A 21,676-nucleotide genomic window follows, 5' to 3' on the forward strand; every position below is an offset into this window, starting at 1 on the left:
GTGGTGGCGGCCTACGAGGACAGCGGCTCGCTGGTCACCGGCCAGGCTGAGAGTCCTGCTGCCGCTAGCTCGGAAGGCCACAACCGCCGGCCTGAACCTGAATTGGTCGCTGTGCCGATGGAGCCTGAGCAGGAGTTGGTCTACGGCTGGTTGGGTCTGAACCCAGCGCTGCTCTTGGATCCCGCCCCCAATCCCGACAACCTGTTGGTGCGGGTGGTGCGTCCAGGTCAAGACGCCGAGGCGGTCCTCGAGGAGGCCCGTCAGCAGTTGGCGGCTGCCGGTCCCCGCCGCCGCCGCCGCGGTCGCGGCGGAAACACTGCCAACAGCAACGGCCATGGCGCGACACCCGCGCCGGTGGCTGTCGCCCAGGCCGAACCCACGGGTGTGGCGATCACACCCCTGCCGACGGTCTCGATTACAGAAGTGGCCATTACTGAGGCCCCGCTGCCGGCGGTGGCGATCGTTGATTCCGCGGCTTCACCCGCTCCCGCAGACGAGGCTCCGGCCCGCGCAGGCCGCACTCGGACGCGCACCCGCAGCAGTGCAGTTGCGGTCACCGAAGAAGCCCCTGTTGCTGCAGCCTCGGTCGTTGCTGTTCCTGTTGCGGAGGAGGTCGACGACAACGGTGAGCCCCGCCGCCGCCGCCGCCGTTCCTCGGCGAGCGACTGAGGCCCAAGCGGGCGATGCGGATCGCTGGGGTCGATGAAGTGGGACGGGGCTGTTGGTTTGGCCCCGTCTTCGCCGGTGCCGTGGTGTTGAGCGATGCAGCCCGGGAGACCCTCTCGGCGGCTGGACTGACCGACAGCAAGGCCCTTTCCGCGAAGCGTCGCTCGCAGCTGGTCCCCTTGATCCTGGAGCAGGCCGAGTCCTGGGCCCTGGGCCAGGCCTCGGCGCAGGAAGTCGATGGCTTGGGGATTCGCAGCGCCACTGAACGGGCCATGCTGCGGGCCCTGCAGCGCCTGGGCTCCCCGGCTCCAGATCACGTCCTGGTGGATGGCAACCTGCCCCTGCGCCTGTGGTCCGGCTCCCAGGAGACCGTCGTGCGCGGGGACAGCGCACACCTGGAAATTGCGGCGGCCAGCGTCCTGGCCAAGCAGGCGCGGGATGCCCTACTGGTGCGGCTTGGTCAGCGCTATCCCGGCTATGGCTTCGAGCGCCACGCTGGCTATGGAACCGCCCAACACCGCGCCGCCGTCCTCTCCCTTGGGCCGACGCAGCTGCATCGCCGCAGTTTTCTGCGCAAGGTCTTGGTTGCTTAGGCCTCGACGCTGGCGTGCTGTTTGCACCAGCGCTGAAAGTCGTTGATCAGTTGCTGTCCCACCCGGGTTTTGATCCCCAGCAGGATGCCCGCGAGCAGTGAGCGCCCCGTGGCCTCCAGGACTTTGGTGGGGATCAGCTTCAACAGGCTGGGTTGGCTGACACTGACGGCCAGGCTGGCCTCTCCGACCAACTCACCGCCGCGGGCCTCCAGCCAGGAGCCCAGGCTGAGTTGGAAATCATCGACGACCCCGAGGCCTTCGAGCTGGCAGTCGATGGCCTCCAGTTCGATCCGGTTGGGGCTCCGCCGTGCCACCAGGTCCACCACCGGTTGAATCTGCAGTTGGAAGACCTGCAGCTTGGTCACCGTGTAGCGGTAGCGCCCAGGAGCGATCTTGCTGAGTTGCTGGGCCTCGAGCAGGGCTTCAATCACCTGCTCTTCATCGTCCAGGTAGGCACCCAGACGCTCGGCGTTCTGCTGCACCGGCAACTGCAACGCTTGGCTGGCACTGAAGGCCAGGGGCATCAAAAGGCGGCCGGGGCGGCATGATCCTATCGAGCACGGCCCGATCAGCCCCATGCGCATTGCTTTTCTTGGTCCGGTGGGCACCTATGGGGAGCAGGCGGCCCAGGCCTTCGCCAAGCTCGAGCAGTGGGAGGCGCCTGAACTGCTGCCCCAGACAGGAATTCGTGCGGTGATTCAGGCCCTCGCCGCCGGTCGGGTGGATGCCGCCGTGGTTCCCGTCGAGAACTCCGTCGAGGGCGGTGTCACGGCCTGTTTGGATGCGCTCTGGGAGCACCCAGAACTGGAGATCTCCCGGGCGGTGGTGTTGCCGATTCGCCATGCCCTGGTCGGCAGCGGCAGCGTGGAGGGGGTCAGCGAAGTCCTCTCCCATCCCCAGGCCCTGGCGCAGTGCAGCCTCTGGTTGAGCACCAACCTGCCCAATGCCCTGCAGCTGCCCACGAGCTCGACCGCAGAGGCGGCCCGCATGGTGGCCGGCAGTCACTTCCGTGCGGCCATCGCGTCCCAGCAGGCCGCCAAGGAGCACGGCCTCAAGGAGCTGGCCTATCCCATTAACGATGTGGCGGGCAACTGCACCCGCTTTTTGCTGCTCCGTCAGGGCGAGCGCAACTGGCATGGCGAGCTGGCCAGCTTGGCCTTCTCACTCCAGGCGAACCAACCCGGTGCTCTGCTCAAGGCCCTCGCGTGCTTTGCCCATCGGGACCTGAACATGAGCCGCATTGAGTCCCGCCCCTCCAAGCGGGAGATGGGCGAGTACATCTTTTTTGTGGACCTGGAGCTGCCCAGCGGACCAGAACCGCTGCAACAGGCCATGGAGGAGCTCAAGCCCCTATGCGAGCACCTGGCGGTGTTTGGGGCCTATCCGATGACCCAGCTCTAGGCCGCCGGTTTGCGGGTTCGGAAGACACCGAACTGCATCATCCCGGTGGCGAAGCCCCAATGCATCAGCAGCAGGGTGGGTGACTCGCGCAGCCCCATCAGCACAGCTTTAGGACCCAGGCCCAGGACCGCCTTGGGCCGACGCACCCCTTCGAGGATGGATTCAATCCAGGCGGGCAGGGTCTCGCGACTCCAATCGCCGGTCTCTACGAGGGCGCCGCTGCTCCAGGGGCTTTGCTCAAGGTTGCGGCGGAAACCGGGGATGCTGGCGAATTCTGGGTGGGCCCACTGCACCAGGAGCTGGTGCATCACCCAGCGTTCCTTGCGGTTGAGGGGTTTGACCTCGGGATCGCGGCGGTTCCAGTCGGCCACGGCCAACAGACCACCGGGTTTGAGCACCCGCAGCAGTTCATCGGCGTAGCGCTGCTTATCAGGCATGTGAGGGCCTGCTTCCACGCTCCAGACCGCATCAAAGCTGCCGTTCTCCAGCTGCAGATCGAGGGCATCCATCACCGCGAAGCGGCAGCTCAGGCCCTCGGGGGTGAGCTCCTTCGCCCGTTGAATTTGGCCTGGGCTGATGCTGATGCCGAGCACGTTCAGGCCGTAGTCGCGGGCCAGGATCCGGGCACTGCCCCCGATGCCGCAGCCGACATCCAGGACGGTGCTGCTCCGGGGCAGCTGATCCAGCCCGCTCCAACGCGCCAGTTCGTGGACAAAGTCAGCCTTGGCGGCCCGAAAGTCTCGGGCTTGTGGGGGAGAGCCGTAGTGCCCGAGGTGGACGTGGTCGCCCCAAAGCCGCTCCAGCAGTTGGTCGTCGGTCCAGCGGTCGTAGGCCTCCGCCACGCTGGCGGTGCTCTCGAAGGCCCGATCGCGCGCTGACCAAATCGCCAGGCCAATGAGTAACAGGACCGCCGCCACGGCGGCCGCCAGCATCAGGCCGCTCGCCCAGGGGCTGAGCAGCGCCAAAACGGCAGGGGTGGGCATCTGTCTCAGTCCTCCTCGCTCTCGCCCGCCTTCAGGTCGCGCAGGGTCGACTCCAGGACCGTTCGGGCGGCCAGCTGGCGCCGGGTCTCATCGAGCAGTTCGAATTCCTGACGCAGCCGCTCTTCGGTGTTTGTGATCTCCAGCAGAGCCTGCTGTTGATCAGCCACGGGACCGCCCAGGTGGGAGCCAATCCAATAGGAGAGCTCCCTGGGCAGGTCCGGAAGGTCGCTGGGGAGGCTGGTGGGTTTTCCCATCAGCTTGCCGGTCAGTTCCACCACGTCCTTGAGGGCACTGCTGACCTCTCCGGAGAGTTCCTGAAGCCCGCTGTGGTCCTCGGGCTGCTCGTCCTCAATCCAGCTCACCAGGCCGACCTTGAAGGGGGCTTCGCGCACCACCTCCAGCAACCTGAAGCGCTGCTGTCCCATCGTGACGATGTAGCTGCGGTCGTCGTCCTGGGTTTGGCACTGCAGGATTTCAGCGCAACAGCCCACGCTGGCCATCGTGCCTTCCTGGGGGTCCCAGCGGACCACCCCAAAGCGCCGGTCACTCTCCAGAACCGTGCGCAGCATCATGCGGTAGCGCGGCTCAAAGATGTGCAACGGCAGCACTTCCTGGGGGAAGAGCACCACATCCGGCAGCGGGAACAGCGGTAGTTCTCTCACGGCCAGTTGCGTCACGTCGTTGCACTTCTGCCTGAGGAGGGCGAATCCTAGGCAGTGATGATTCGCTCTCGTGTGGATCGAACACACAAAAAAACCCGCCCTGAGGCGGGTTTTGGGGATCCAGCTGCAAAGCGAGGAATCAGAGCTTGACTTCGATGTCGACGCCGCTGGGCAGGTCGAGCTTCATCAGAGCGTCGATGGTCTTCGCCGAGGGGCTGTAGATATCGATAATCCGGCGGTGGGTGCGGGTCTCGAAGTGCTCACGGGAATCCTTATCCACGTGGGGCGAGCGCAGCACGCAATAGATCTTGCGCTTGGTGGGCAGGGGAATCGGACCGATCGCAGTTGCAGCGGTGTGATCAGCCGTTTCGATGATTTTTTCGCAGGACAGATCCAGCATGCGGCGGTCAAACGCCTTCAGGCGGATGCGGATCTTCTGCTGGGCAATAGCGGTGGACATGGAGTGTCTGACGTCGTTAAGCGTTCAACGGTTCTGGCTTGATCCTTGCGGGACAAGGCACAGGAAGGGAAGCGCTGGGTGCCGGGAACCGGAACAAACCCAAAGCAGCTGGATTGTCGAGGTGCGTGAGAGAGGGGTGGAGACGAGCTCCACCCCTCAACCATAGATCAGGCGATGATCTTGGAGACCACGCCAGCACCGATGGTGCGGCCGCCTTCGCGGATAGCGAAGCGCATGCCTTGCTCGATGGCGACGGGGCAGATCAGCTCACCGGTCATCTTGATGCGGTCACCGGGCATCACCATTTCCACGTTGGAGCCGTCGTCGGCGGTGAAAGCGGTGATTTGACCGGTCACGTCGGTCGTACGGATGTAGAACTGCGGGCGATAGCCAGCAAAGAAGGGGGTGTGGCGGCCGCCTTCTTCCTTCTTCAGCACGTAGACCTCACCCTCGAACTTGGTGTGAGGGGTGATGGAGCCGGGCTTCACGAGCACCATGCCGCGCTCGATGTCTTCCTTCTGGATGCCGCGCAGCAGCAGACCCACGTTGTCGCCGGCCATGCCCTCGTCGAGGAGCTTGCGGAACATCTCCACACCGGTAACGGTGGTCTTGCGGGTGTCCTTGATACCCACAATCTCGATTTCCTCGCCCACCTTGACCACACCACGCTCGATGCGGCCGGTGGCCACGGTGCCGCGACCGGTGATGGAGAAGACGTCTTCGACAGCCATCAGGAAGGGCTTGTCGACCTCACGCTCAGGCTCGGGGATGGCGCTGTCAACGGCGTCCATCAGCTCGTCGATCTTGGCTTCCCAATCGGCTTCGCCTTCGATCGCCTTGAGGCCGGAGACCTTCACCACGGGGATGTCGTCGCCGGGGAAGTCGTAGCTGCTGAGCAGTTCACGCACTTCCATCTCGACGAGCTCGAGGATTTCCTCGTCGTCGACCATGTCGCACTTGTTCAGTGCAACCACCAGAGCGGGAACGCCCACCTGCTTGGCCAGGAGGATGTGCTCCTTGGTTTGGGCCATGGGGCCGTCGGTGGCTGCCACCACCAGGATGGCGCCGTCCATCTGGGCAGCACCGGTGATCATGTTCTTCACGTAGTCCGCGTGACCGGGGCAGTCCACGTGGGCGTAGTGACGACCGGCGGTCTCGTACTCAACGTGGGCGGTGTTGATGGTGATACCGCGCTCACGCTCTTCGGGAGCACCGTCGATGTCGGCGTAGTTCTGAACTTTGGCCTGACCCTTCTTGGCCAGCACGTTGGTGATGGCGGCGGTGAGGGTGGTCTTGCCGTGGTCAACGTGGCCGATGGTGCCGATGTTGACGTGGGGCTTATTCCTTTCGAACTTCTCGCGAGCCATGATGAAAAAGAATCGGGGGGTAAATGGGTAGGGAAAAGATCAGGAATTGCCCTGATTCTTGGAGATGATGGCTTCTGCCACGTTGCGAGGAATTTCCTCGTAATGGCTGAATTCCATCGAGAAGATACCCCGACCCTGGGTCATGGATCGGAGCTGGGTGGCGTAGCCGAACATCTCGGCCAGCGGCACCTTGGACTGGACTTTGGACTGACCATTATCGATGGACTGTCCTTCGACCTGACCGCGGCGCGATGAGAGGTCACCGATGACGCTTCCGAGGAAGTCCTCAGGAACCTCAACTTCGACCTTCATCATGGGCTCAAGAAGTACGGGATTGCACTTCTTGACGCCGTCTTTGAAGGCCATGGAGCCGGCGATCTTGAACGCCATCTCCGAGGAGTCGACGTCATGGTACGACCCGTCGATCATGGTGACCTTCACATCGATCATCGGGAATCCTGCAATCACACCGGACTGGCAGGTTTCCTTCATGCCGGCTTCAGCCGGACCGATGTACTCCTTGGGCACGACGCCGCCAACAATCTTGTTGACGAACTCGAACCCGGAACCCGGTTCGCCGGGCTCCATTTCGATCACCACGTGGCCGTACTGGCCCTTACCACCGGTTTGACGGGCAAATTTGCCCTCGCCCTTGGCGCTGGCGCGAATGGTTTCGCGATAGGACACCTGAGGCGCACCGATGTTGGCCTCCACCTTGAATTCGCGCAGCATGCGGTCCACCAGGATCTCCAGGTGGAGTTCGCCCATGCCGGCGATCACGGTTTGGCCGGTCTCTGCATCCGTGCGAACCCGGAAGGTCGGGTCCTCTTCGGAGAGGGACTGCAGGGCTTTGGAGAGTTTCTCCATGTCGCCCTTGGTCTTGGGCTCGACAGCCACCGAGATCACGGGCTCGGGGATGTAGAGCGATTCCAGGATGATCGGATCGGCGTCGACGCAGAGGGTGTCGCCGGTGGTGGTGTCCTTAAGACCCAGAACGGCGCCGAGATCGCCGGCGCGGAGTTCGTCCACTTCCTCACGATCGTCGGCCTTGAGGACGATCAAGCGAGAGATGCGCTCTTTCTTGTCCTTGGTGGAGTTCAGCACGTAGCTGCCCTTCTGGAGCACACCCGAGTAGATGCGCACAAAGGTGAGCTTGCCGAAGGGGTCAGCCATGACCTTGAAGGCCAGTGCGCTGAAGGGGGCGTTGTCGTCGGCGGGACGCACCGCTTCGCTGCCATCAGCCAGAAGACCCTGGATCGGGGGCACATCCACCGGGGCGGGCATGTAGTCCACCACGGCATCCAGCAGCAGCTGAACGCCCTTGTTCTTAAAGGCGGAGCCGCAGAGCATGGGCACCAGGCCGTGCTTCAGCACGCCCTCGCGGATGCCCTTGGCAAGTTCTGCCTCGCTCAGCTCGCCTTCCTCGAGGAACTTCTCGATCAGCGCTTCATCGGTTTCAGCGATGGTCTCCATCAGAGTGGCGCGCCACTCATCAACGAGATCCTTCATGTCCGCAGGGACATCGGTCTCTTCGATGTCCTTGCCGAGGTCGTCCTTGTAGATGAAGGCGCGGTTCTTGACCAGGTCGATAATCCCGCTCAGTTCACCCTCAGCGCCGATGGGCAGCTGAATCGGAACGGCGTTGGCCTTCAGGCGGTCCTTGATTTGACCGTGCACCTTGAGGAAGTCAGCGCCGGTGCGGTCCATCTTGTTGACGAACACCATGCGCGGAACGCTGTAGCGGTCCGCTTGACGCCAGACGGTTTCTGACTGGGGCTGAACACCACCGACGGCACAGAAGACGGCGATCACGCCATCGAGCACACGCATGGAGCGCTCCACCTCAATGGTGAAGTCCACGTGGCCGGGGGTATCAATGATGTTGATGCGGTGATCGTTCCAGCTGGTGGAGATCGCCGCAGCAGTGATGGTGATGCCCCGCTCGCGCTCCTGGGCCATCCAGTCGGTCACGGCGGCGCCGTCATGCACCTCACCGATCTTGTGAACCACACCTGAATAAAACAGGATTCGTTCAGTGGTGGTGGTTTTACCGGCATCAATGTGTGCCGCAATACCAATATTTCTGACGCGTTCCAGGGGAATAGCGCGAGCCACGGGGCAGGTCTCCGGAGGGTGGAATCGACAAAAAAGCGGGCGTCACTCTACAAGTCGGTCACATCCGACCTGAGATGCCGCAGTTCCGCTTAGTAGCGGTAGTGGGCGAAGGCCTTATTGGCTTCGGCCATCTTGTGGGTCTCTTCGCGCTTGCGAACGGCGCTGCCAGCTTCGTTGGCGGCATCCATCAGTTCGCCGGCCAGCTTCTGGGCCATGCTCCGGCCATTACGGGCGCGCGAGAAATTCACGAGCCAGCGCAGGGCCATGGCGGTGCCACGCTCCTGACGGACTTCCATGGGCACCTGGTAGGTGGCACCACCGACGCGGCGGGCACGCACTTCCACGAGGGGAGTGGCGTTCTTCACCGCGGTTTCGAACAGCTCGAGGGCGTCACTGCCGGTCCGCTCGTTGATCAGCGTGAAGGCGTCGGAAAGAATCCGCTGGGCGGTGGACTTCTTGCCGTGCTTCATCAGACGGGCAACCATCATGGTTGCCAGACGGCTGTTGAACTGGGGATCGGGAAGAACCGGGCGCTTCTCAGCGGCGTTGCGGCGTGACATAGAGCTAAGGGGAGGAAGTCAGAAACGAACGTCGAAGGAAATCAATCCTTGGGGGTTTTGGCGCCGTACTTGGAGCGGGACTGACGACGGTCCTTCACACCCGCGGTGTCGAGGGTGCCGCGAATGATGTGGTAGCGGACACCGGGCAGGTCCTTCACACGACCGCCGCGGATCATCACCACGGAGTGTTCCTGCAGGTTGTGGCCGATACCGGGGATATAGGCGGTCACCTCGAAGCCGGAGGTCAGGCGCACACGGGCCACCTTCCGCAGAGCCGAGTTCGGCTTCTTCGGAGTTGAGGTGTACACGCGGGTGCAGACACCACGGCGCTCAGGGCAGGAGCGCAGTGCGGGCGACTTGGTCTTGCGGGTAAGGCGCGTCCGCTCACTGCGGATCAGCTGCTGAATCGTGGGCATCGAGGGCCGGGAGTTTTCGAGGGGCCGGAAGCGAGGTCGGAGAGCCGACCGTTTCGACAATCCGCCACATTACTTTGTCGAGGTGCTGCCACCCTGAGCGGGTTCGTCAGCGGGGCCAAAGGCCGCACCACAAGCGCAAACGCGGTGCTCTCGGCCGGTGCGGATCAAGAATCCGCCCCCGCTGAGGTCACCTCGATAGTCGAGCTCGAGGGTGTTGAGTCGCTCGCCCTGGTCGCCGGGGGCAAACAGAGTGATCCCGTCGGCGCGTGCCACGGGAACTCCGGCCAGACGGCCCGGACGAATGCGAATCACCCAGCGCTCGCAGGTGCCATCCACCAGGTCAAGGTGCATCATCCCCGGGGTGCCGGCGACGGCCGCTTGGCGGCAGAGCTCTGCCGCAGCCGCTGCGGTGAGTTGCATGCCTTGGCCCTTGGGCATGGCAAAGAAAAGGCTGGGTCGACCCAGTGTGTCAGGGCGGGCTGGAGGCCAGCCGCGCCGGCGGACGGTTGGGCCGTGGCATCGGTGCGCGGGGGATCAAGCCAATGCCGTTGTGGACCGAACCAGCGATGCCCCGCCCTTTCACGGTTTGGACATCCGCCAGAACCAGGCCGGTGGAGCTGCCTCCGTCGAGGTTCAGCGCCTCCTTGAGGCCGCGCTGTTTCAGGAGTAACGCCGTTTCCATCAAGGTCGGCCCAGCGTTATTGACCCCCTGAAGGGTGATCAGCCACAGCTGACGTCCGTCGCTGGCGATCACGGTTCTTGGGGCGCCCTGACGGATGAAGCCAGGGCTGAATCCCTCCGCTTGGCCGTTGAGCGCCACAAGCCCAGAGCGCAGCAGCAGCGGGCCACCGCCGACCACAAAGGGTTTGTCCCCAACGACGGAAGTCGATCGGCTGCTGAGCACGAGGCGTTCTCCCGGCTGCCAGTCGACCTGAACCCCGCCGCGGGCCACCAACAGTTCATCCCCGGCGCGCAAGGGGACCCCGGGTTGGGGAATGCCCTCGATGCGCTGTTGCACAACGCCATTGCGGAGCAGGAACCCCAGTTCTTGGCCGGTTAACGGCTGATAGCGCGGACCCCAGGCTTCGGTGTAGCGGGCCAGTCCCTTCTGGACGTAGCCGCTGTTCAGGCTGATCAGCGACCAGCGCCGTTGGCGTGGATCGAGCACGCTCTCCTGAAGCCTGAGTCGATCGAACTGGGGAAGTTCACCATCGCCCCAGCCCACCGCCCCCCGATTCAGGATCGGTCCTGAGAGCCACTGGCCGTTGTCCTTGAGCGCCCCCAGGGGAAGCCGGTTCACGCGATTGAAAAAGCCGCCATTGATGGCGATCAGGGCCGATTCATTGCGGGCCAGCTGACTGAGGCTGCTGAGGCCCTTCATCCCGTTGCTTCGGTTGAGCGGGCGCAGGTCGACCGGGACTCGGCGTGGATCGAGCTGGACGCTGTTGATCAGGACCTGGCGGTTGCCGATGCGGTCCACCGTTCGATTGAGGGCTAGCCCCTGGCGCTGCAGGCTCGCAAGGGCGGTGTTGGGGCTGGTGCCGCTCGGGCGATTGAGGCTGGTGAGTGCGGTGTCGCTGGGCAGGTCGAGGACCAGGCGCCAAGGCCGGCCCAGGGTTAGGCGTTCCCCTTTGGCCTCCAGCTGCAGCCAGCCGTTCTCTTGACGGGGTTTCAGCCCCAGCCCTGCCAGTTGCCGTAGTTGCTCTGGGTTGCCTTCGGCACTGATGGCCAGTTGGCCGTCATCGCTGCGCACCAGCGCCGGGGCCTTGAGGTCAAGGACCACGCGCCGGCCGCTGATGCCGTTGTCCCTGGCGCGGATCGCTTCTAGGGGGCGAACCGGGAGCTCCAGGCTCAGTTCGTTTTTCCCGAAGGGCTCAAAGCTCACGCCGACGCGGCGTAGCAGGTCGCTGACTGGAACAGCGACCTCATCCCCCAGGCTCTGTTGTCGCCTGGCGGGAAGGCTGATTTCGCTGCCAAACCATTCCAGTTGCAGCATGCCCCGCTCTCCGCTGGAGCGCTGGACGCCGAGCTGGTTCTCCAGGAATTCGAGGGTGAGCCAGAGCTCGCCCCGTTCGATGCGCCAGCGGGCTGGTTGCGTGCGTCCGTTGGCGCGAATCAGTGACCCTTCCGCCTGCCGGAACGGTCTCACCTCGGCCGGTGGCGGAGGCGGTGGAATGAGCGGGATCCCGGGATGCAGGGCTGCCAGGACGGGCATCAAAGCCATGAAGCAGCCCGCTCGGTCTCGAAACGCTAGCGACCTTGGAGCAGTCCGCCAGCACTTCCTTGAGTTGCAGGTGGTCCAGCTTTTAGATTCGGAAGCTCGCAGCGGGACCGAGGTTTAGGGCGATCCGTCGCCTTCCGTTCGGTCGACCCGGCTGCTTCGTTACTACCGATAGACCTGTTGTCGCTGGGCTATGCCGCTGTCTTCTCGTCCTGTTTGGCCCCATTGCGACAGCCCCGCCCCGGCAGAGGTGGCCGGCGAGAAGGATGCCTGCGGCGTTGGTTTTCTGGCGAACCTGAAAGGTGAGACCAGCCACTGGGTCCTGAAGCAGGCCCTGCGCGGTCTGGACTGCATGGAGCACCGCGGCGGCTGCGGCGGCGATGGCGATTCCGGCGATGGCGCCGGTGTGCTCTGCGGCATCCCCTGGACCTATCTCGAGGCGGTTTGGCCTGAAGCTGCCGCCGCCTCAGCTGCAACCCGTGGTTTGGGCATGGTGTTCCTGCCTGCCGAGGCGGGCAAGCGCGATCAAGCCAAGGCCTTTTGCGACGAGGAAGCTCAGGCCCTGGGACTGCGCAGCCTGGGCTGGCGCAGCGTTCCCGTGGACCCCAGCGTCTTAGGTCCCCTGGCCCGCGGCACGGCTCCAGTGATTGAGCAGTGGCTGCTCGCCGCCGATTGCGATGGTGACGCCCTCGAGGCCCTGCTGTTCCGCCTGCGGCGCCGCTGCGGCGATCGTGCGCGCAGTGTCTGGGGTGCCGTCCCAAGCGACCTTTACTTCGCGTCCTTGAGCAGCCGGACGGTTGTCTACAAGGGCATGGTCCGCTCGGAGGTCCTCTCCGCCTACTACGGGGACCTTCGCGATGAACGCTTCGAGGTCAGTTTCGCGGTTTATCACCGTCGTTTCAGCACCAACACGCTGCCCCGCTGGCCCCTGGCCCAGCCGATGCGTCTCCTGGGCCACAACGGCGAGATCAACACCCTTCTGGGCAACCTGAATTGGGCCCGCGCCGCCGAGGCTGATCTCGATGCGGTTTGGGGCGATGCCGCTTCGGACCTCAAGCCGGTGGTGAATTCCGCCTTCAGCGATTCGGCCAACCTTGATGCCACCCTCGAGCTGCTGGTTCGCAGTGGTCGCCCGATCACCGAGAGCCTGCTGACCCTGGTGCCGGAGGCCTTCCGCGATCAGCCGGCCCTGGCTGACAAGCCAGCGGTCCAGGCCTTCTATGAGTACTCGGCCTGCACCCAGGAGCCCTGGGATGGCCCAGCGCTTCTGGTCTTCGCCGATGGCCGCAGCGTTGGCGCCACCTTGGATCGCAATGGCCTGCGCCCGGCTCGCTACTGCATCACCAGCGACGGCTTTGTGGTGATGGGCTCGGAAACCGGCGTGGTGGAGCTCGAGGAAAGCCGGATCATCGAAAAGGGTCGCCTGGGCCCCGGCCAGATGTTGGCCGTTGATCTGGAGAACGGTCGCCTGCTTCACAACTGGGACGTCAAGCAAGAGGTGGCCGCGCGTCACCCCTACGGCCAGTGGTTGGCGGAGCACCGCCGCACCCTAACGGCCCAGCCCTGGACCCAGGAGCGCCAGCTGGCTGACCTGGAGCTGCTCCAGCAGCAAACCGCCTTTGGTTTCACCGCCGAGGACTTCGATCTGGTGATCGAGGACATGGCCGGTTCGGCCAAGGAGCCCACCTACTGCATGGGTGATGACATCCCCTTGGCGGTGCTCTCCGATAAGCCCCACCTTCTGTACGACTACTTCAAGCAGCGCTTCGCCCAGGTCACCAACCCGCCGATTGACCCCCTGCGGGAGAAGTTGGTGATGAGCCTGGAGATGCATCTGGGCAAGCGGGGCTCTCCCCTGAAGCCCGAGGCCGCCGCGGCAGCGGTTCTGCATCTCAACAGCCCGATCCTCAATGAGGCCGAGTTGGCGGCGGCCACCCAGCAGGGCATTGCCAGCCGCACGCTCTCGACCCTGATGCCGATCACCGGCGGACCGGCCGGCCTTGAGGCGGCACTGACCCAGCTCTGCAGCGACGCTGAAGCCGCCGTGCGCAGCGGCAATCAAATCCTGGTGCTCTCTGACCGGGGAATCACGGCGACCACGTCCTATATCCCCCCGCTCCTGGCGGTGGGTGCGGTGCACCATCACCTGCTGAACCAGGGACTGCGCCTGCAGACCTCCCTGGTGGCTGAGACCGCCCAGTGCTGGAGCACCCACCACCTGGCTTGCCTGATCGGCTACGGCGCCAGCGCTGTTTGCCCCTGGCTCACCTGGGAGACCACGCGTCATTGGCTGGCCCATCCCAAGACGCAGAAATTGATTGAGCGGGGCAAGCTCCCCGCCCTGACCCCCGATCAGGTCCAGGCCAATGTGCGCAAGGCCCTCGAAGACGGTCTGCGCAAGATCCTCTCCAAGATCGGCATCTCCCTGCTGGCCAGCTACCACGGAGCCCAGATCTTCGAGGCGATCGGTGTCGGTGCCGATCTGATCGAGCGGGCCTTCAAGGGCACCACCAGCCGCGTGGCTGGTCTGAGCCTGGCGGAATTGGCCAGCGAGACGCTGACCTTCCACGCCAAGGCGTTCCCAGAACTCAACCGCACCAAGCTCGAGTTCATGGGCTTTGTGCAGTACCGGACCGGCGGGGAATACCACCTCAACAGCCCGGAGATGACCAAGGCGCTCCATGCGGCGATCAAGCAGGGGCCCGGTTACGACCACTTCTCCACCTACAAAACCTTGGTGGAGAACCGTCCGGTGACGGCCCTGCGGGACCTCCTGGAGCTGCAACCCGCCGCCACTCCGCTGCCCCTCGATCAGGTCGAGAGCATCGAGAGCATCTGTGAGCGTTTCTGCACCGGCGGGATGAGCTTGGGTGCGCTCTCGCGCGAAGCCCATGAAGTCTTGGCCGTCGCGATGAACCGCATCGGCGGTAAGAGCAACAGCGGTGAGGGCGGCGAGGACCCGGCTCGCTTCAAGGTCCTGGGGGATGTGAATGCGGAGGGTCTCTCCGCCACCCTGCCTTCGATCAAGGGTCTGAAGAACGGGGACACCGCCTGCTCTGCGATCAAGCAGATCGCCTCGGGCCGCTTTGGCGTGACCCCCGAGTACCTGCGCAGCGGCAAGCAGCTCGAGATCAAGGTGGCCCAAGGGGCCAAGCCCGGTGAAGGCGGCCAGCTCCCCGGTCCGAAGGTCGATCCCTACATCGCCTGGTTGCGCAACAGCAAGCCTGGGGTGGCCTTGATCTCACCGCCGCCTCACCACGACATCTATTCGATCGAGGATCTGGCGCAGCTCATCCATGACCTGCACCAGGTGCATCCCGCCGCCAAGGTCAGCGTCAAGCTGGTGGCTGAGATCGGCATCGGCACCATCGCGGCAGGTGTGGCCAAGGCCAATGCCGATGTCATCCAGATCTCTGGCCATGACGGCGGCACCGGTGCCTCGCCCCTGAGCTCGATCAAGCATGCCGGCGGTCCCTGGGAACTCGGTCTGACCGAGGTTCACCGGGCTCTGCTGGAGAACGGCCTGCGTGATCGCGTGCTGCTGCGGGCCGATGGCGGCCTGAAGACCGGCTGGGACGTGGTCATCGCCGCCCTGCTGGGTGCTGAGGAATACGGCTTCGGTTCGATCGCGATGATCGCCGAGGGCTGCATCATGGCCCGCGTTTGCCACACCAATAACTGCCCGGTCGGCGTGGCCACCCAGAAGGAGGCCCTGCGCAAGCGCTTCACCGGTCTGCCTGAGCAGGTGGTGAACTTCTTCCTGTTCGTCGCTGAGGAAGTGCGTCAGCTGATGAGCGTGCTGGGCGTGGCCCGCCTGGAGGACCTCATTGGTCGCTCGGACCTGCTGAAGCCCCGCGCTGTGCAGCTGGCTAAAACCAAGGCCCTGGATCTCTCCTGCCTGCTGGATCCCATCCCCCAGGCGGCCGATCGCGCCTGGTTGCGCCACGCCGAGGCGGCCCATGGCAACGGCGTGATCCTTGAGGATCAGCTGCTGGCCGATGCCGAGCTGATGGCGGCCATTGAGAACCACGGCCAGCTCGCCAGGACCCTGCCGATCATCAATACCGATCGCAGTGTCTGCGCCCGTCTGGGCGGTGAGATCGCGGCTCGCCATGGCAACACCGGCTTCCAGGGACAACTCGACCTCACCTATGAGGGTGCGGCGGGACAGAGCTTTGGCGCATTCACCGTTCAGGGCATGAATGTGCGCCTGGTGGGTGAGGCCAACGACTACGTCGGCAAAGGCATCAACGGTGGTCGCATCACCGTCGTTCCCCCTGCCGGTGGCAATGATCCCGGTGCCCAGGTGATCCTGGGGAACACCTGCCTCTATGGCGCCACCGGTGGTGAGCTCTTTGCCCTCGGCCGTGCCGGTGAGCGTTTCGCTGTGCGCAACAGCGGCGTCAAGACTGTGGTGGAAGGCGCCGGCGACCACTGCTGCGAATACATGACCGGTGGTGTGGTCGTGGTGCTCGGCAGCACGGGCCGCAACGTGGGCGCCGGCATGACCGGTGGCATCACCTTCATCCTCGATGAGAACGGTGGTCTGCGCGATCGGGTCAACCCTGAGATCGTCGAGATCTGTGAGCTCACGACCCCTGAGCAGGAGGCCATGCTCAAGCCTCTGCTCGAGGCCCATCTCGCGGCCACCGGCAGCAGCAAGGCGTCCACGATCCTGGGCGACTGGTCCAGCTGGAAAGGGCGCTTCAAGGTGCTGGTTCCCCCCAGCGAGAAGGCCAACGTCGGCCTGGCGGAGCGGGAGGCGGTGGCGGCCTGAGCCGCCGGTTCTCCGCTCCTTCGGGTTCGGTTGCTGCACCACTGGGTCGGCTCACCCCACCCTTTGGTTCGGCTGGCCCGACCACTGCAATCCGAGACCGTCCATAGCGTTTGGGCAACCGCAACGGAGCCATGCCTCCTGAGTTCGCCCAACCCTTTCAACAGCTCTTTGCCCGCCAGATGACCCTGGCCCTGCTCGAGCACTGTGTCCGCCTGGATGCTCCCGTGAGCCTGGTGAACCAGCGCCTGGATGCCCTTGGGGACTGCCCTGAGGCCCAGGCTCTGGAAGCTGAATTTCTGCTGGAGCCCCAGGCCTAGCGGGGGTGCAGCTGCATCAGGCGCTGCACATCACCGGCGTGATAGCTGCTGCGGGTCAGGGGAGTGCTGACCACCTGCAGGAAGCCCAGCTCCTGCTCGCCGTGGAGACGGAAGCGCTCGAATTGCTCGGGGGTGACGAACCGATCCACCGGCAGGTGCTTCGGCCCCGGGGAGAGGTACTGGCCGATCGTGACGATGTCGACCCGGTGTTCCCTGAGATCCAGCAGGGTCTCGATCACTTCCTCGTCGCTTTCCCCAAGGCCGACCATCAGGCCGGACTTGCTGTAGGCCTTCGGCCAGCGCTCCCGCACCTGCAGCAGCAGCTCGAGCGAGCGTTCGTAGATCCCCTGGGGTCTGGCTTTTTTGTAGAGCCTGGGCACCGTCTCGATGTTGTGGTTCAGCACATCGGGGCCGGCCTCCATCACCGTGGCCAGGGCATCCCAGTCCCCGCAGAAATCAGGGATCAGCAGCTCAATGGTGGTCTGGGGAGAGCGCTGGCGGACCGCCTCGATGCAGGCCACAAATTGGCTGGCTCCGCCATCGCTCAGGTCGTCGCGATTCACCGAGGTGATCACCACATGCTTCAGGCCCAGCCGCGCGGTGGCTTCCCCCAGGCGCTCGGGCTCGGTCGGATCGAGGTTGCGAACGCTCTTGTCGAAATCGATGTCGCAGTAGGGGCAGGCCCGGGTGCAGCCCGGCCCCATGATCAAAAAGGTCGCCGTGCCCCCGGCGAAGCACTCGCCGATGTTCGGGCAGCTGGCCTCCTGGCAGACCGTGTTGAGCTTGAGATCCAGCAGCAGATCGGCCACTTCCCCGATCCGTTCCCGCTGGGGAGCTTTGACGCGCAGCCAGTCGGGTTTCAGCAAGGGATGAGGAGCGCGCCGAAGGCACCAAAGGGCTGGCTGACTCTAGGAAGCGACTGGGCCACCATCTCCTACACTCCGCCCATCGGGATGTAGCGCAGCTTGGTAGCGCACTTCGTTCGGGACGAAGGGGCCGCAGGTTCGAATCCTGTCATCCCGATTCTTATTGCAGCTCCGCGCCTGGATATCCCCTCGGGGTGACCATCCGGCCGTCCTCGGCGCGACTGCTGCTGTTGCCGATCAGCACCAGGGTGAGCATGTCCACCTGCTCGATCGGGAGGTCGCCGAGTTCGTGCAGGGTCACATGCTCTTCGGGGCGCCCGACTTGGCGAGCGAGGACCACAGGCGTGCTGGCAGGCCGTCCGGAGAGCAGAAGCTGCTGGGCCCGCTCCAGCTGCCAATCCCTGCCCTTGGAGCGCGGGTTGTAGAGGGCGACGACAAAGTCGCCTGCCGCCGCTGCCACCAGGCGTTTTTCGATCACCTCCCAAGGGGTCAGACGGTCGCTCAGGCTGATGGTGCAGAAGTCGTGCATCAACGGTGCTCCGGCCCGGGCCGCGGCAACCTGCAGGGCTGAGATTCCGGGATGGACCTCGAAGCCAGGACGGTCCAGGGGATCGAGCTCGAGCCAGAGCTCCAGGGCCAGTCCCGCCATCCCATAGATGCCGCTATCCCCCGAGGAGACCAAGGAGACGGTCTGTCCCTCGCAGGCCAGGCGCAGCGCCTCCCTGCAGCGTTCTCGCTCTTGGGTCAGCTGACCGTCACTGCGCAGTTGATCGGGGCGCCGCAGCGGTTCCAGTAAATCCAGGTAGAGCCCGTAGCCGACCCAAACGCAGCTCTGGCTGAGGGCCGCTTTGGCGTCCGGGGTCAGGAGGTCCAGCCGTCCTGGCCCACTGCCGATCAGATGCAACTGGCCGCGATGGGGTGCCCATTGACTGGCGGCCAGGGCCAGAGCTGCTGTCGCCGCTCCCTGTTCCCCTGCTTCGGCGCGGCTGATCTGCTTTTCGGCCAGCAGCGTTGCCTCCGGGCCCGCCGCCAGAAGGGCCGAGGCCTCCGCCACGCTGGCGGTTCCCAGTTCGGCCGCGACCACCGCCGAGGGGTTGGGAACCTCCACCGGTGCCAGGCGCTCAGCGCTGAAGCAGCGCAGGGGCCAGCCGCGCTGGTTGGCCAGCGCCAAGAGCGCCGGCTCATCCGCTTTGCGATCGGCACTGGCCAGGCCTGCGATCGCCTCCGGTGCGATCCGGTGGTGCTCGATTAATTGGTCGCAGCAGCGCTCCAGCAGGCTCAGGCTGGTGTTGCGCTCGCAGCCCATTCCCAGCCAGACGCTGGGCGGGTGCCAGCGGCAGCCCGGATCCGCCCCGACCCCGACTGAAATCCTTTGTGTGGCGGCTTCGGTCCCTGGCGCCAGGCCGGGGAGTTCTTGCCAGCGGGAATTGCCCTGCAGGTGTTGGGCCTCCAGCGCCTCGCCGCGGGCGGCGGCCTTCATGAGCGCGTCCCAGGGGCCGTTGTTGCGTCTCCAGCCCCAGGCCTGACCAAAGCTGTCCAAGGCAACTCGGCCCTCGCCATGGGCGGCACCGGTGATCACCGCCTCCCCCTGGCAGCGGGCCGCCAGGGTCTGAGCCAGGGCCTCGCCACCAGCCCCGTGGCCTCCCAGTAGAGGGATGGCAAAGCGTCCGCTTGGATCCAGAACGACCACCGCTGGGTCGCTGGCCTTGCTCTCGAGCTGAGGCGCGATCAGTCGGGTGATGGCCCCACAGGCCCCGACGGCCACAAAGGCCCTGCTCGAGCTCCAATTGGCCTCGAGCAGGGCCTGCAGTTCCCCAGGTCCCCAGTGGCTTCCATCGGCCGGGCTGGCCAGACGGTCAATCTCGCCTGATTGCAGGAGGCGTCGCAGCAGCGGGAGGCCGCTGGCGCTGAGGCTGAATCCCCAAATCAGGCTGTCGTTCATCCCCCCAGCTTCGCCTTCAGGCCGGCCAAGGGACCCTTCGGCTGGGCTTCGATCAAGGACCCGTCACTGCTGACGAGATCCCGCGCCGATCCCCCCAGACGACTGCTCGGAGCGGTGCGCTCTGCGGCCACTGGTGCTGGCGTGGGTGCCACCGCAGTGGGTGCAGGAGGCGTCGGTTCTTCTTCGGGTGCCGAGGGGGGCTCCGCAGGAGCAGGTTCCGGCTCGGGATCGGCTGGGGCGGCTGTCTCCTCCGTGACCACCGGCAGTTCGGTGGGAGTCGGGCGCGTCTGCTCCAGGGGAGCCGTCAGGGGCGCTGGCTGGGGCTCAGGGCGCTCCGGTTCACTCGCTTCAGTTGGAGCAGCCTCAGGTTGAACAGCCTCAGGTTGTGCGGCCTCGGGTTCCTTGGTCTGAATCTCGGCAGCTGGCGGCTCGACGGGTTCTGGCTCCGGGCTGCCACTGAGGGCCGCGAGGCCTTGAGCGCTGAGGCTGGCCTGTTGCCAGCTCGGCCTGGGGCTGGAGTCGATCACCACCTCACGCACCACGCTGTTGAAGGGTGGGTTGAGGGGGTCTCCTCGGCCGTCCAGCAATTCCAGTTGCACCGCATTGCTGCCCCGCTTGAGGCCCTTGAGCCAAAGCGGTGTCTGCCGGTCCACCAGAAAGCTGTCGCCGTTCACGCTGACCCGCAGGCGCCAACGGGCATCGTCATCGCGCAGGTGCTGCAGCGGTGCGTCGATCAACAACCAGTCGATCAGGACCGGCTCGTTGTGCTGCAGGTCCGAGGGACTGGCCGCAATCAGCTGTGGGGAGCCCGAAGCCGGCAGTTGGGACGGATTGCGGGCGACCCGATGCAGGCGTAACTGCTGACTGGCTCCTGGGGCTTTGACCACTTCCCCCCAGGGCCTGGCGGCGAAGACCGTCAGGCGATGGCTGCCCGGGCTGAGCTCCGGCATGGAGAGTCCCTGGGCTTCGGCTGCGCTGCTGATGCGCCTAGGGGGTTGATCGTCGAGTTGAACGACCAGGTGGGGGCCCAGTCCGTTGGTTTCGTCTTCGTAGAGGGGCCAGTCCTGAACCTTCAGCTTCAGCGTCCAGGGGCCGGCCGGAAGAGTGCTGTCATTTGCAGGGGACAACACCTCGATCTGTGGCGCCAGGTCGTTCAACCTTTCGCGGACTTGTTGCACTGCTCCTGGTGGGGCAACTTCCTGCAGCTGTCCACTTGGTTTGGAGCTGGTGACTGGAGAGGGTTCTGACCTGCTCCCTCTTGCGCTGGTCCCGGATGTGCAGCCACTGGCGACCATGAGCAACACCGAGAGCACCACGGCCGAGATGGCCTTTAGTGCTGACTGGCGCATGCGCTTGCCTCTCCCCACTCGTTTGGGCGAATGACTGAACACATTCTGCAGGTTTGCGGACTATTTGACCGGAAGGACTAGCGGATTCTCGATAAATAGGGCTATGGAAATGGCCTTATTTGCTTAACAAGATGGGGGCAATCTGAGAAAACTTGATGATTCTTTGCTCCCGCGAGAACTCAGTCCCTGACTGGCTCGACTCCGGGTTGAACCTTTGTAACTGCTGGGCCGAGAGGCTTGGATTCCGCTTTTATACTTCCGCCAGCGGTCCCCTTATTGGGGCCCAAAGCGCCAGTCAGGAAGAGCGGTTTCGGCCTCGGTCGAAGCGGGTTTTCTTGGCCCGGCGCCCATGGCGCGAGTCCTTGGCTTGCGTCCGTGGCTCCACTGGAGATCCCTCGCTTCGTCGAAGGATCAGCCCAGAAGGGTGGACCTCCACCTCGACCCCGTCCCTCGAGGAACCTCTCGATGACCATCAGCCCACCAGAGCGTGGGAAAACGGCGAAGGCCCAGGTCGACCGGGTGAACAACCCGGCCACCTTCGAACTGTTCGGTAAGCCCGGCCATTTCGATCGCAGCCTTGCCAAAGGTCCCAAAACCACAACCTGGGTTTGGAACCTCCACGCCAACGCTCACGACTTCGACAGCCACACCAGCGATCTCGAAGAGGTCAGCCGGAAGATTTTTTCGGCCCACTTCGGTCACCTGGCTGTGATCTTTGTTTGGCTGAGCGGCGCCTTCTTCCACGGTGCTCGCTTCTCCAACTACTCCGGCTGGCTCGCCGACCCCACGCACGTGAAACCCAGTGCGCAGGTGGTTTGGCCTGTCTTTGGCCAAGAAATCCTTAACGGCGATGTGGGTGCCGGCTTCCACGGCATCCAGATCACTTCAGGCCTCTTCCACGTGTGGCGGGCCTGGGGCATCACCACTGAAACCCAGCTCATGGCCCTGGCCATCGGTGCTCTGGTGATGGCCGGCTTGATG

Annotated in this window: 17 protein-coding genes, 1 tRNA gene and 2 pseudogenes; 7 read left to right on the plus strand and 13 right to left on the minus strand. The window is 64.6% G+C overall.

Going from position 1 to position 21,676, the window contains the following annotated elements:
* A pseudogene (locus tag CB0205_RS16270) lies at positions 1-669 on the plus strand (ribonuclease E); the annotation flags it as partial.
* A 14-nt stretch (positions 670-683) separates the two neighbouring features.
* Positions 684-1,259 (plus strand): ribonuclease HII, encoded by a 576-nt coding sequence (locus tag CB0205_RS0104075; RefSeq protein WP_010314610.1) that lies wholly within the window; start codon positions 684-686, stop codon positions 1,257-1,259.
* Here the strand turns inward: CB0205_RS0104075 and CB0205_RS0104080 are convergent.
* Positions 1,256-1,783 (minus strand): DUF1997 domain-containing protein, encoded by a 528-nt coding sequence (locus CB0205_RS0104080; RefSeq protein WP_010314612.1) that lies wholly within the window; start codon positions 1,781-1,783, stop codon positions 1,256-1,258. The genes CB0205_RS0104075 and CB0205_RS0104080 overlap by 4 nt on opposite strands.
* Before the next feature lie 52 nt (positions 1,784-1,835).
* Between CB0205_RS0104080 and pheA the strand changes: the two genes are divergently transcribed.
* On the plus strand, positions 1,836-2,660 hold the full coding sequence (gene pheA / locus CB0205_RS0104085) for a prephenate dehydratase (protein WP_010314614.1): 825 nt from the start codon (positions 1,836-1,838) through the stop codon (positions 2,658-2,660).
* Here pheA and CB0205_RS0104090 read toward each other — a convergent pair.
* The 9 genes from CB0205_RS0104090 to CB0205_RS0104130 form a co-directional block, all read right to left on the minus strand.
* The gene (locus tag CB0205_RS0104090; RefSeq protein ID WP_010314616.1) at positions 2,657-3,643 is read right to left on the minus strand and encodes a methyltransferase domain-containing protein; all 987 of its coding nucleotides are present in this window, start codon (positions 3,641-3,643) and stop codon (positions 2,657-2,659) included. The genes pheA and CB0205_RS0104090 overlap by 4 nt on opposite strands.
* Before the next feature lie 5 nt (positions 3,644-3,648).
* Complete coding sequence (locus tag CB0205_RS0104095) at positions 3,649-4,320, minus strand: LON peptidase substrate-binding domain-containing protein (protein ID WP_010314619.1); 672 nt, start codon at positions 4,318-4,320, stop codon at positions 3,649-3,651.
* Positions 4,321-4,444: 124 nt separating this feature from the next.
* Positions 4,445-4,765, minus strand: coding sequence for a 30S ribosomal protein S10 (rpsJ, locus tag CB0205_RS0104100; protein ID WP_006910513.1), 321 nt, complete (start codon positions 4,763-4,765; stop codon positions 4,445-4,447).
* Positions 4,766-4,932: 167 nt separating this feature from the next.
* Positions 4,933-6,132 carry an elongation factor Tu gene (tuf, locus tag CB0205_RS0104105; protein WP_010314622.1) on the minus strand — a complete coding sequence of 400 codons (1,200 nt, stop codon included), beginning with the start codon at positions 6,130-6,132 and terminating at the stop codon, positions 4,933-4,935.
* A gap of 39 nt (positions 6,133-6,171) precedes the next feature.
* On the minus strand, positions 6,172-8,247 hold the full coding sequence (gene fusA / locus CB0205_RS0104110; protein ID WP_010314624.1) for an elongation factor G: 2,076 nt from the start codon (positions 8,245-8,247) through the stop codon (positions 6,172-6,174).
* 89 nt (positions 8,248-8,336) lie between these two features.
* Complete coding sequence (rpsG, locus tag CB0205_RS0104115; RefSeq protein WP_010314628.1) at positions 8,337-8,807, minus strand: 30S ribosomal protein S7; 471 nt, start codon at positions 8,805-8,807, stop codon at positions 8,337-8,339.
* 41 nt (positions 8,808-8,848) lie between these two features.
* Positions 8,849-9,223, minus strand: coding sequence for a 30S ribosomal protein S12 (gene rpsL / locus CB0205_RS0104120; protein WP_010314630.1), 375 nt, complete (start codon positions 9,221-9,223; stop codon positions 8,849-8,851).
* A gap of 69 nt (positions 9,224-9,292) precedes the next feature.
* The gene (locus tag CB0205_RS0104125) at positions 9,293-9,661 is read right to left on the minus strand and encodes an AIR synthase (RefSeq protein ID WP_010314632.1); all 369 of its coding nucleotides are present in this window, start codon (positions 9,659-9,661) and stop codon (positions 9,293-9,295) included.
* Positions 9,662-9,692: 31 nt separating this feature from the next.
* A complete protein-coding gene (locus CB0205_RS0104130; RefSeq protein WP_010314634.1) occupies positions 9,693-11,438 on the minus strand; it encodes a phosphodiester glycosidase family protein in 1,746 nt (581 codons plus the stop codon).
* A 199-nt stretch (positions 11,439-11,637) separates the two neighbouring features.
* Between CB0205_RS0104130 and gltB the strand changes: the two genes are divergently transcribed.
* Together gltB and CB0205_RS0104140 are read left to right on the plus strand one after the other, a co-directional pair.
* Complete coding sequence (gene gltB / locus CB0205_RS0104135) at positions 11,638-16,221, plus strand: glutamate synthase large subunit (protein ID WP_029626102.1); 4,584 nt, start codon at positions 11,638-11,640, stop codon at positions 16,219-16,221.
* A gap of 131 nt (positions 16,222-16,352) precedes the next feature.
* Positions 16,353-16,538 (plus strand): hypothetical protein, encoded by a 186-nt coding sequence (locus CB0205_RS0104140; RefSeq protein WP_043705403.1) that lies wholly within the window; start codon positions 16,353-16,355, stop codon positions 16,536-16,538.
* Here the strand turns inward: CB0205_RS0104140 and lipA are convergent.
* Positions 16,535-17,404: a lipoyl synthase gene (gene lipA, locus CB0205_RS0104145; RefSeq protein WP_010314641.1), complete on the minus strand. Its 870-nt coding sequence runs from the start codon at positions 17,402-17,404 to the stop codon at positions 16,535-16,537. The genes CB0205_RS0104140 and lipA overlap by 4 nt on opposite strands.
* Before the next feature lie 83 nt (positions 17,405-17,487).
* Between lipA and CB0205_RS0104150 the strand changes: the two genes are divergently transcribed.
* Positions 17,488-17,561, plus strand: a tRNA-Pro gene (locus CB0205_RS0104150).
* A gap of 3 nt (positions 17,562-17,564) precedes the next feature.
* Here the strand turns inward: CB0205_RS0104150 and cobJ are convergent.
* A complete protein-coding gene (gene cobJ / locus CB0205_RS0104155) occupies positions 17,565-19,346 on the minus strand; it encodes a precorrin-3B C(17)-methyltransferase (RefSeq protein WP_010314642.1) in 1,782 nt (593 codons plus the stop codon).
* Positions 19,343-20,476: a hypothetical protein gene (locus tag CB0205_RS0104160; RefSeq protein ID WP_232197234.1), complete on the minus strand. Its 1,134-nt coding sequence runs from the start codon at positions 20,474-20,476 to the stop codon at positions 19,343-19,345. The genes cobJ and CB0205_RS0104160 overlap by 4 nt, the downstream gene beginning before the upstream one ends.
* Positions 20,477-21,160: 684 nt before the next feature.
* Between CB0205_RS0104160 and psaA the strand changes: the two are divergent.
* Positions 21,161-21,676, plus strand: a pseudogene (psaA, locus tag CB0205_RS14245) (photosystem I core protein PsaA); the annotation flags it as partial.

The sequence above is a fragment of the Synechococcus sp. CB0205 genome (assembly GCF_000179255.1).
Classification (GTDB): domain Bacteria; phylum Cyanobacteriota; class Cyanobacteriia; order PCC-6307; family Cyanobiaceae; genus Vulcanococcus.

What these genes read in the sequence shown, in the direction of transcription:
- CB0205_RS0104075 (WP_010314610.1), top strand. Translation starts at nt 684, where the DNA reads ATGCGGATCGCTGGGGTCGATGAAGTGGGACGGGGCTGTTGGTTTGGC.
- CB0205_RS0104080 (WP_010314612.1), bottom strand. Translation starts at nt 1,783, where the DNA reads ATGCCCCTGGCCTTCAGTGCCAGCCAAGCGTTGCAGTTGCCGGTGCAG.
- pheA (WP_010314614.1), top strand. Translation starts at nt 1,836, where the DNA reads ATGCGCATTGCTTTTCTTGGTCCGGTGGGCACCTATGGGGAGCAGGCG.
- CB0205_RS0104090 (WP_010314616.1), bottom strand. Translation starts at nt 3,643, where the DNA reads ATGCCCACCCCTGCCGTTTTGGCGCTGCTCAGCCCCTGGGCGAGCGGC.
- rpsJ (WP_006910513.1), bottom strand. Translation starts at nt 4,765, where the DNA reads ATGTCCACCGCTATTGCCCAGCAGAAGATCCGCATCCGCCTGAAGGCG.
- tuf (WP_010314622.1), bottom strand. Translation starts at nt 6,132, where the DNA reads ATGGCTCGCGAGAAGTTCGAAAGGAATAAGCCCCACGTCAACATCGGC.
- rpsG (WP_010314628.1), bottom strand. Translation starts at nt 8,807, where the DNA reads ATGTCACGCCGCAACGCCGCTGAGAAGCGCCCGGTTCTTCCCGATCCC.
- rpsL (WP_010314630.1), bottom strand. Translation starts at nt 9,223, where the DNA reads ATGCCCACGATTCAGCAGCTGATCCGCAGTGAGCGGACGCGCCTTACC.
- CB0205_RS0104125 (WP_010314632.1), bottom strand. Translation starts at nt 9,661, where the DNA reads ATGCCCAAGGGCCAAGGCATGCAACTCACCGCAGCGGCTGCGGCAGAG.
- CB0205_RS0104130 (WP_010314634.1), bottom strand. Translation starts at nt 11,438, where the DNA reads ATGCCCGTCCTGGCAGCCCTGCATCCCGGGATCCCGCTCATTCCACCG.
- gltB (WP_029626102.1), top strand. Translation starts at nt 11,638, where the DNA reads ATGCCGCTGTCTTCTCGTCCTGTTTGGCCCCATTGCGACAGCCCCGCC.
- CB0205_RS0104140 (WP_043705403.1), top strand. Translation starts at nt 16,353, where the DNA reads ATGCCTCCTGAGTTCGCCCAACCCTTTCAACAGCTCTTTGCCCGCCAG.
- cobJ (WP_010314642.1), bottom strand. Translation starts at nt 19,346, where the DNA reads ATGAACGACAGCCTGATTTGGGGATTCAGCCTCAGCGCCAGCGGCCTC.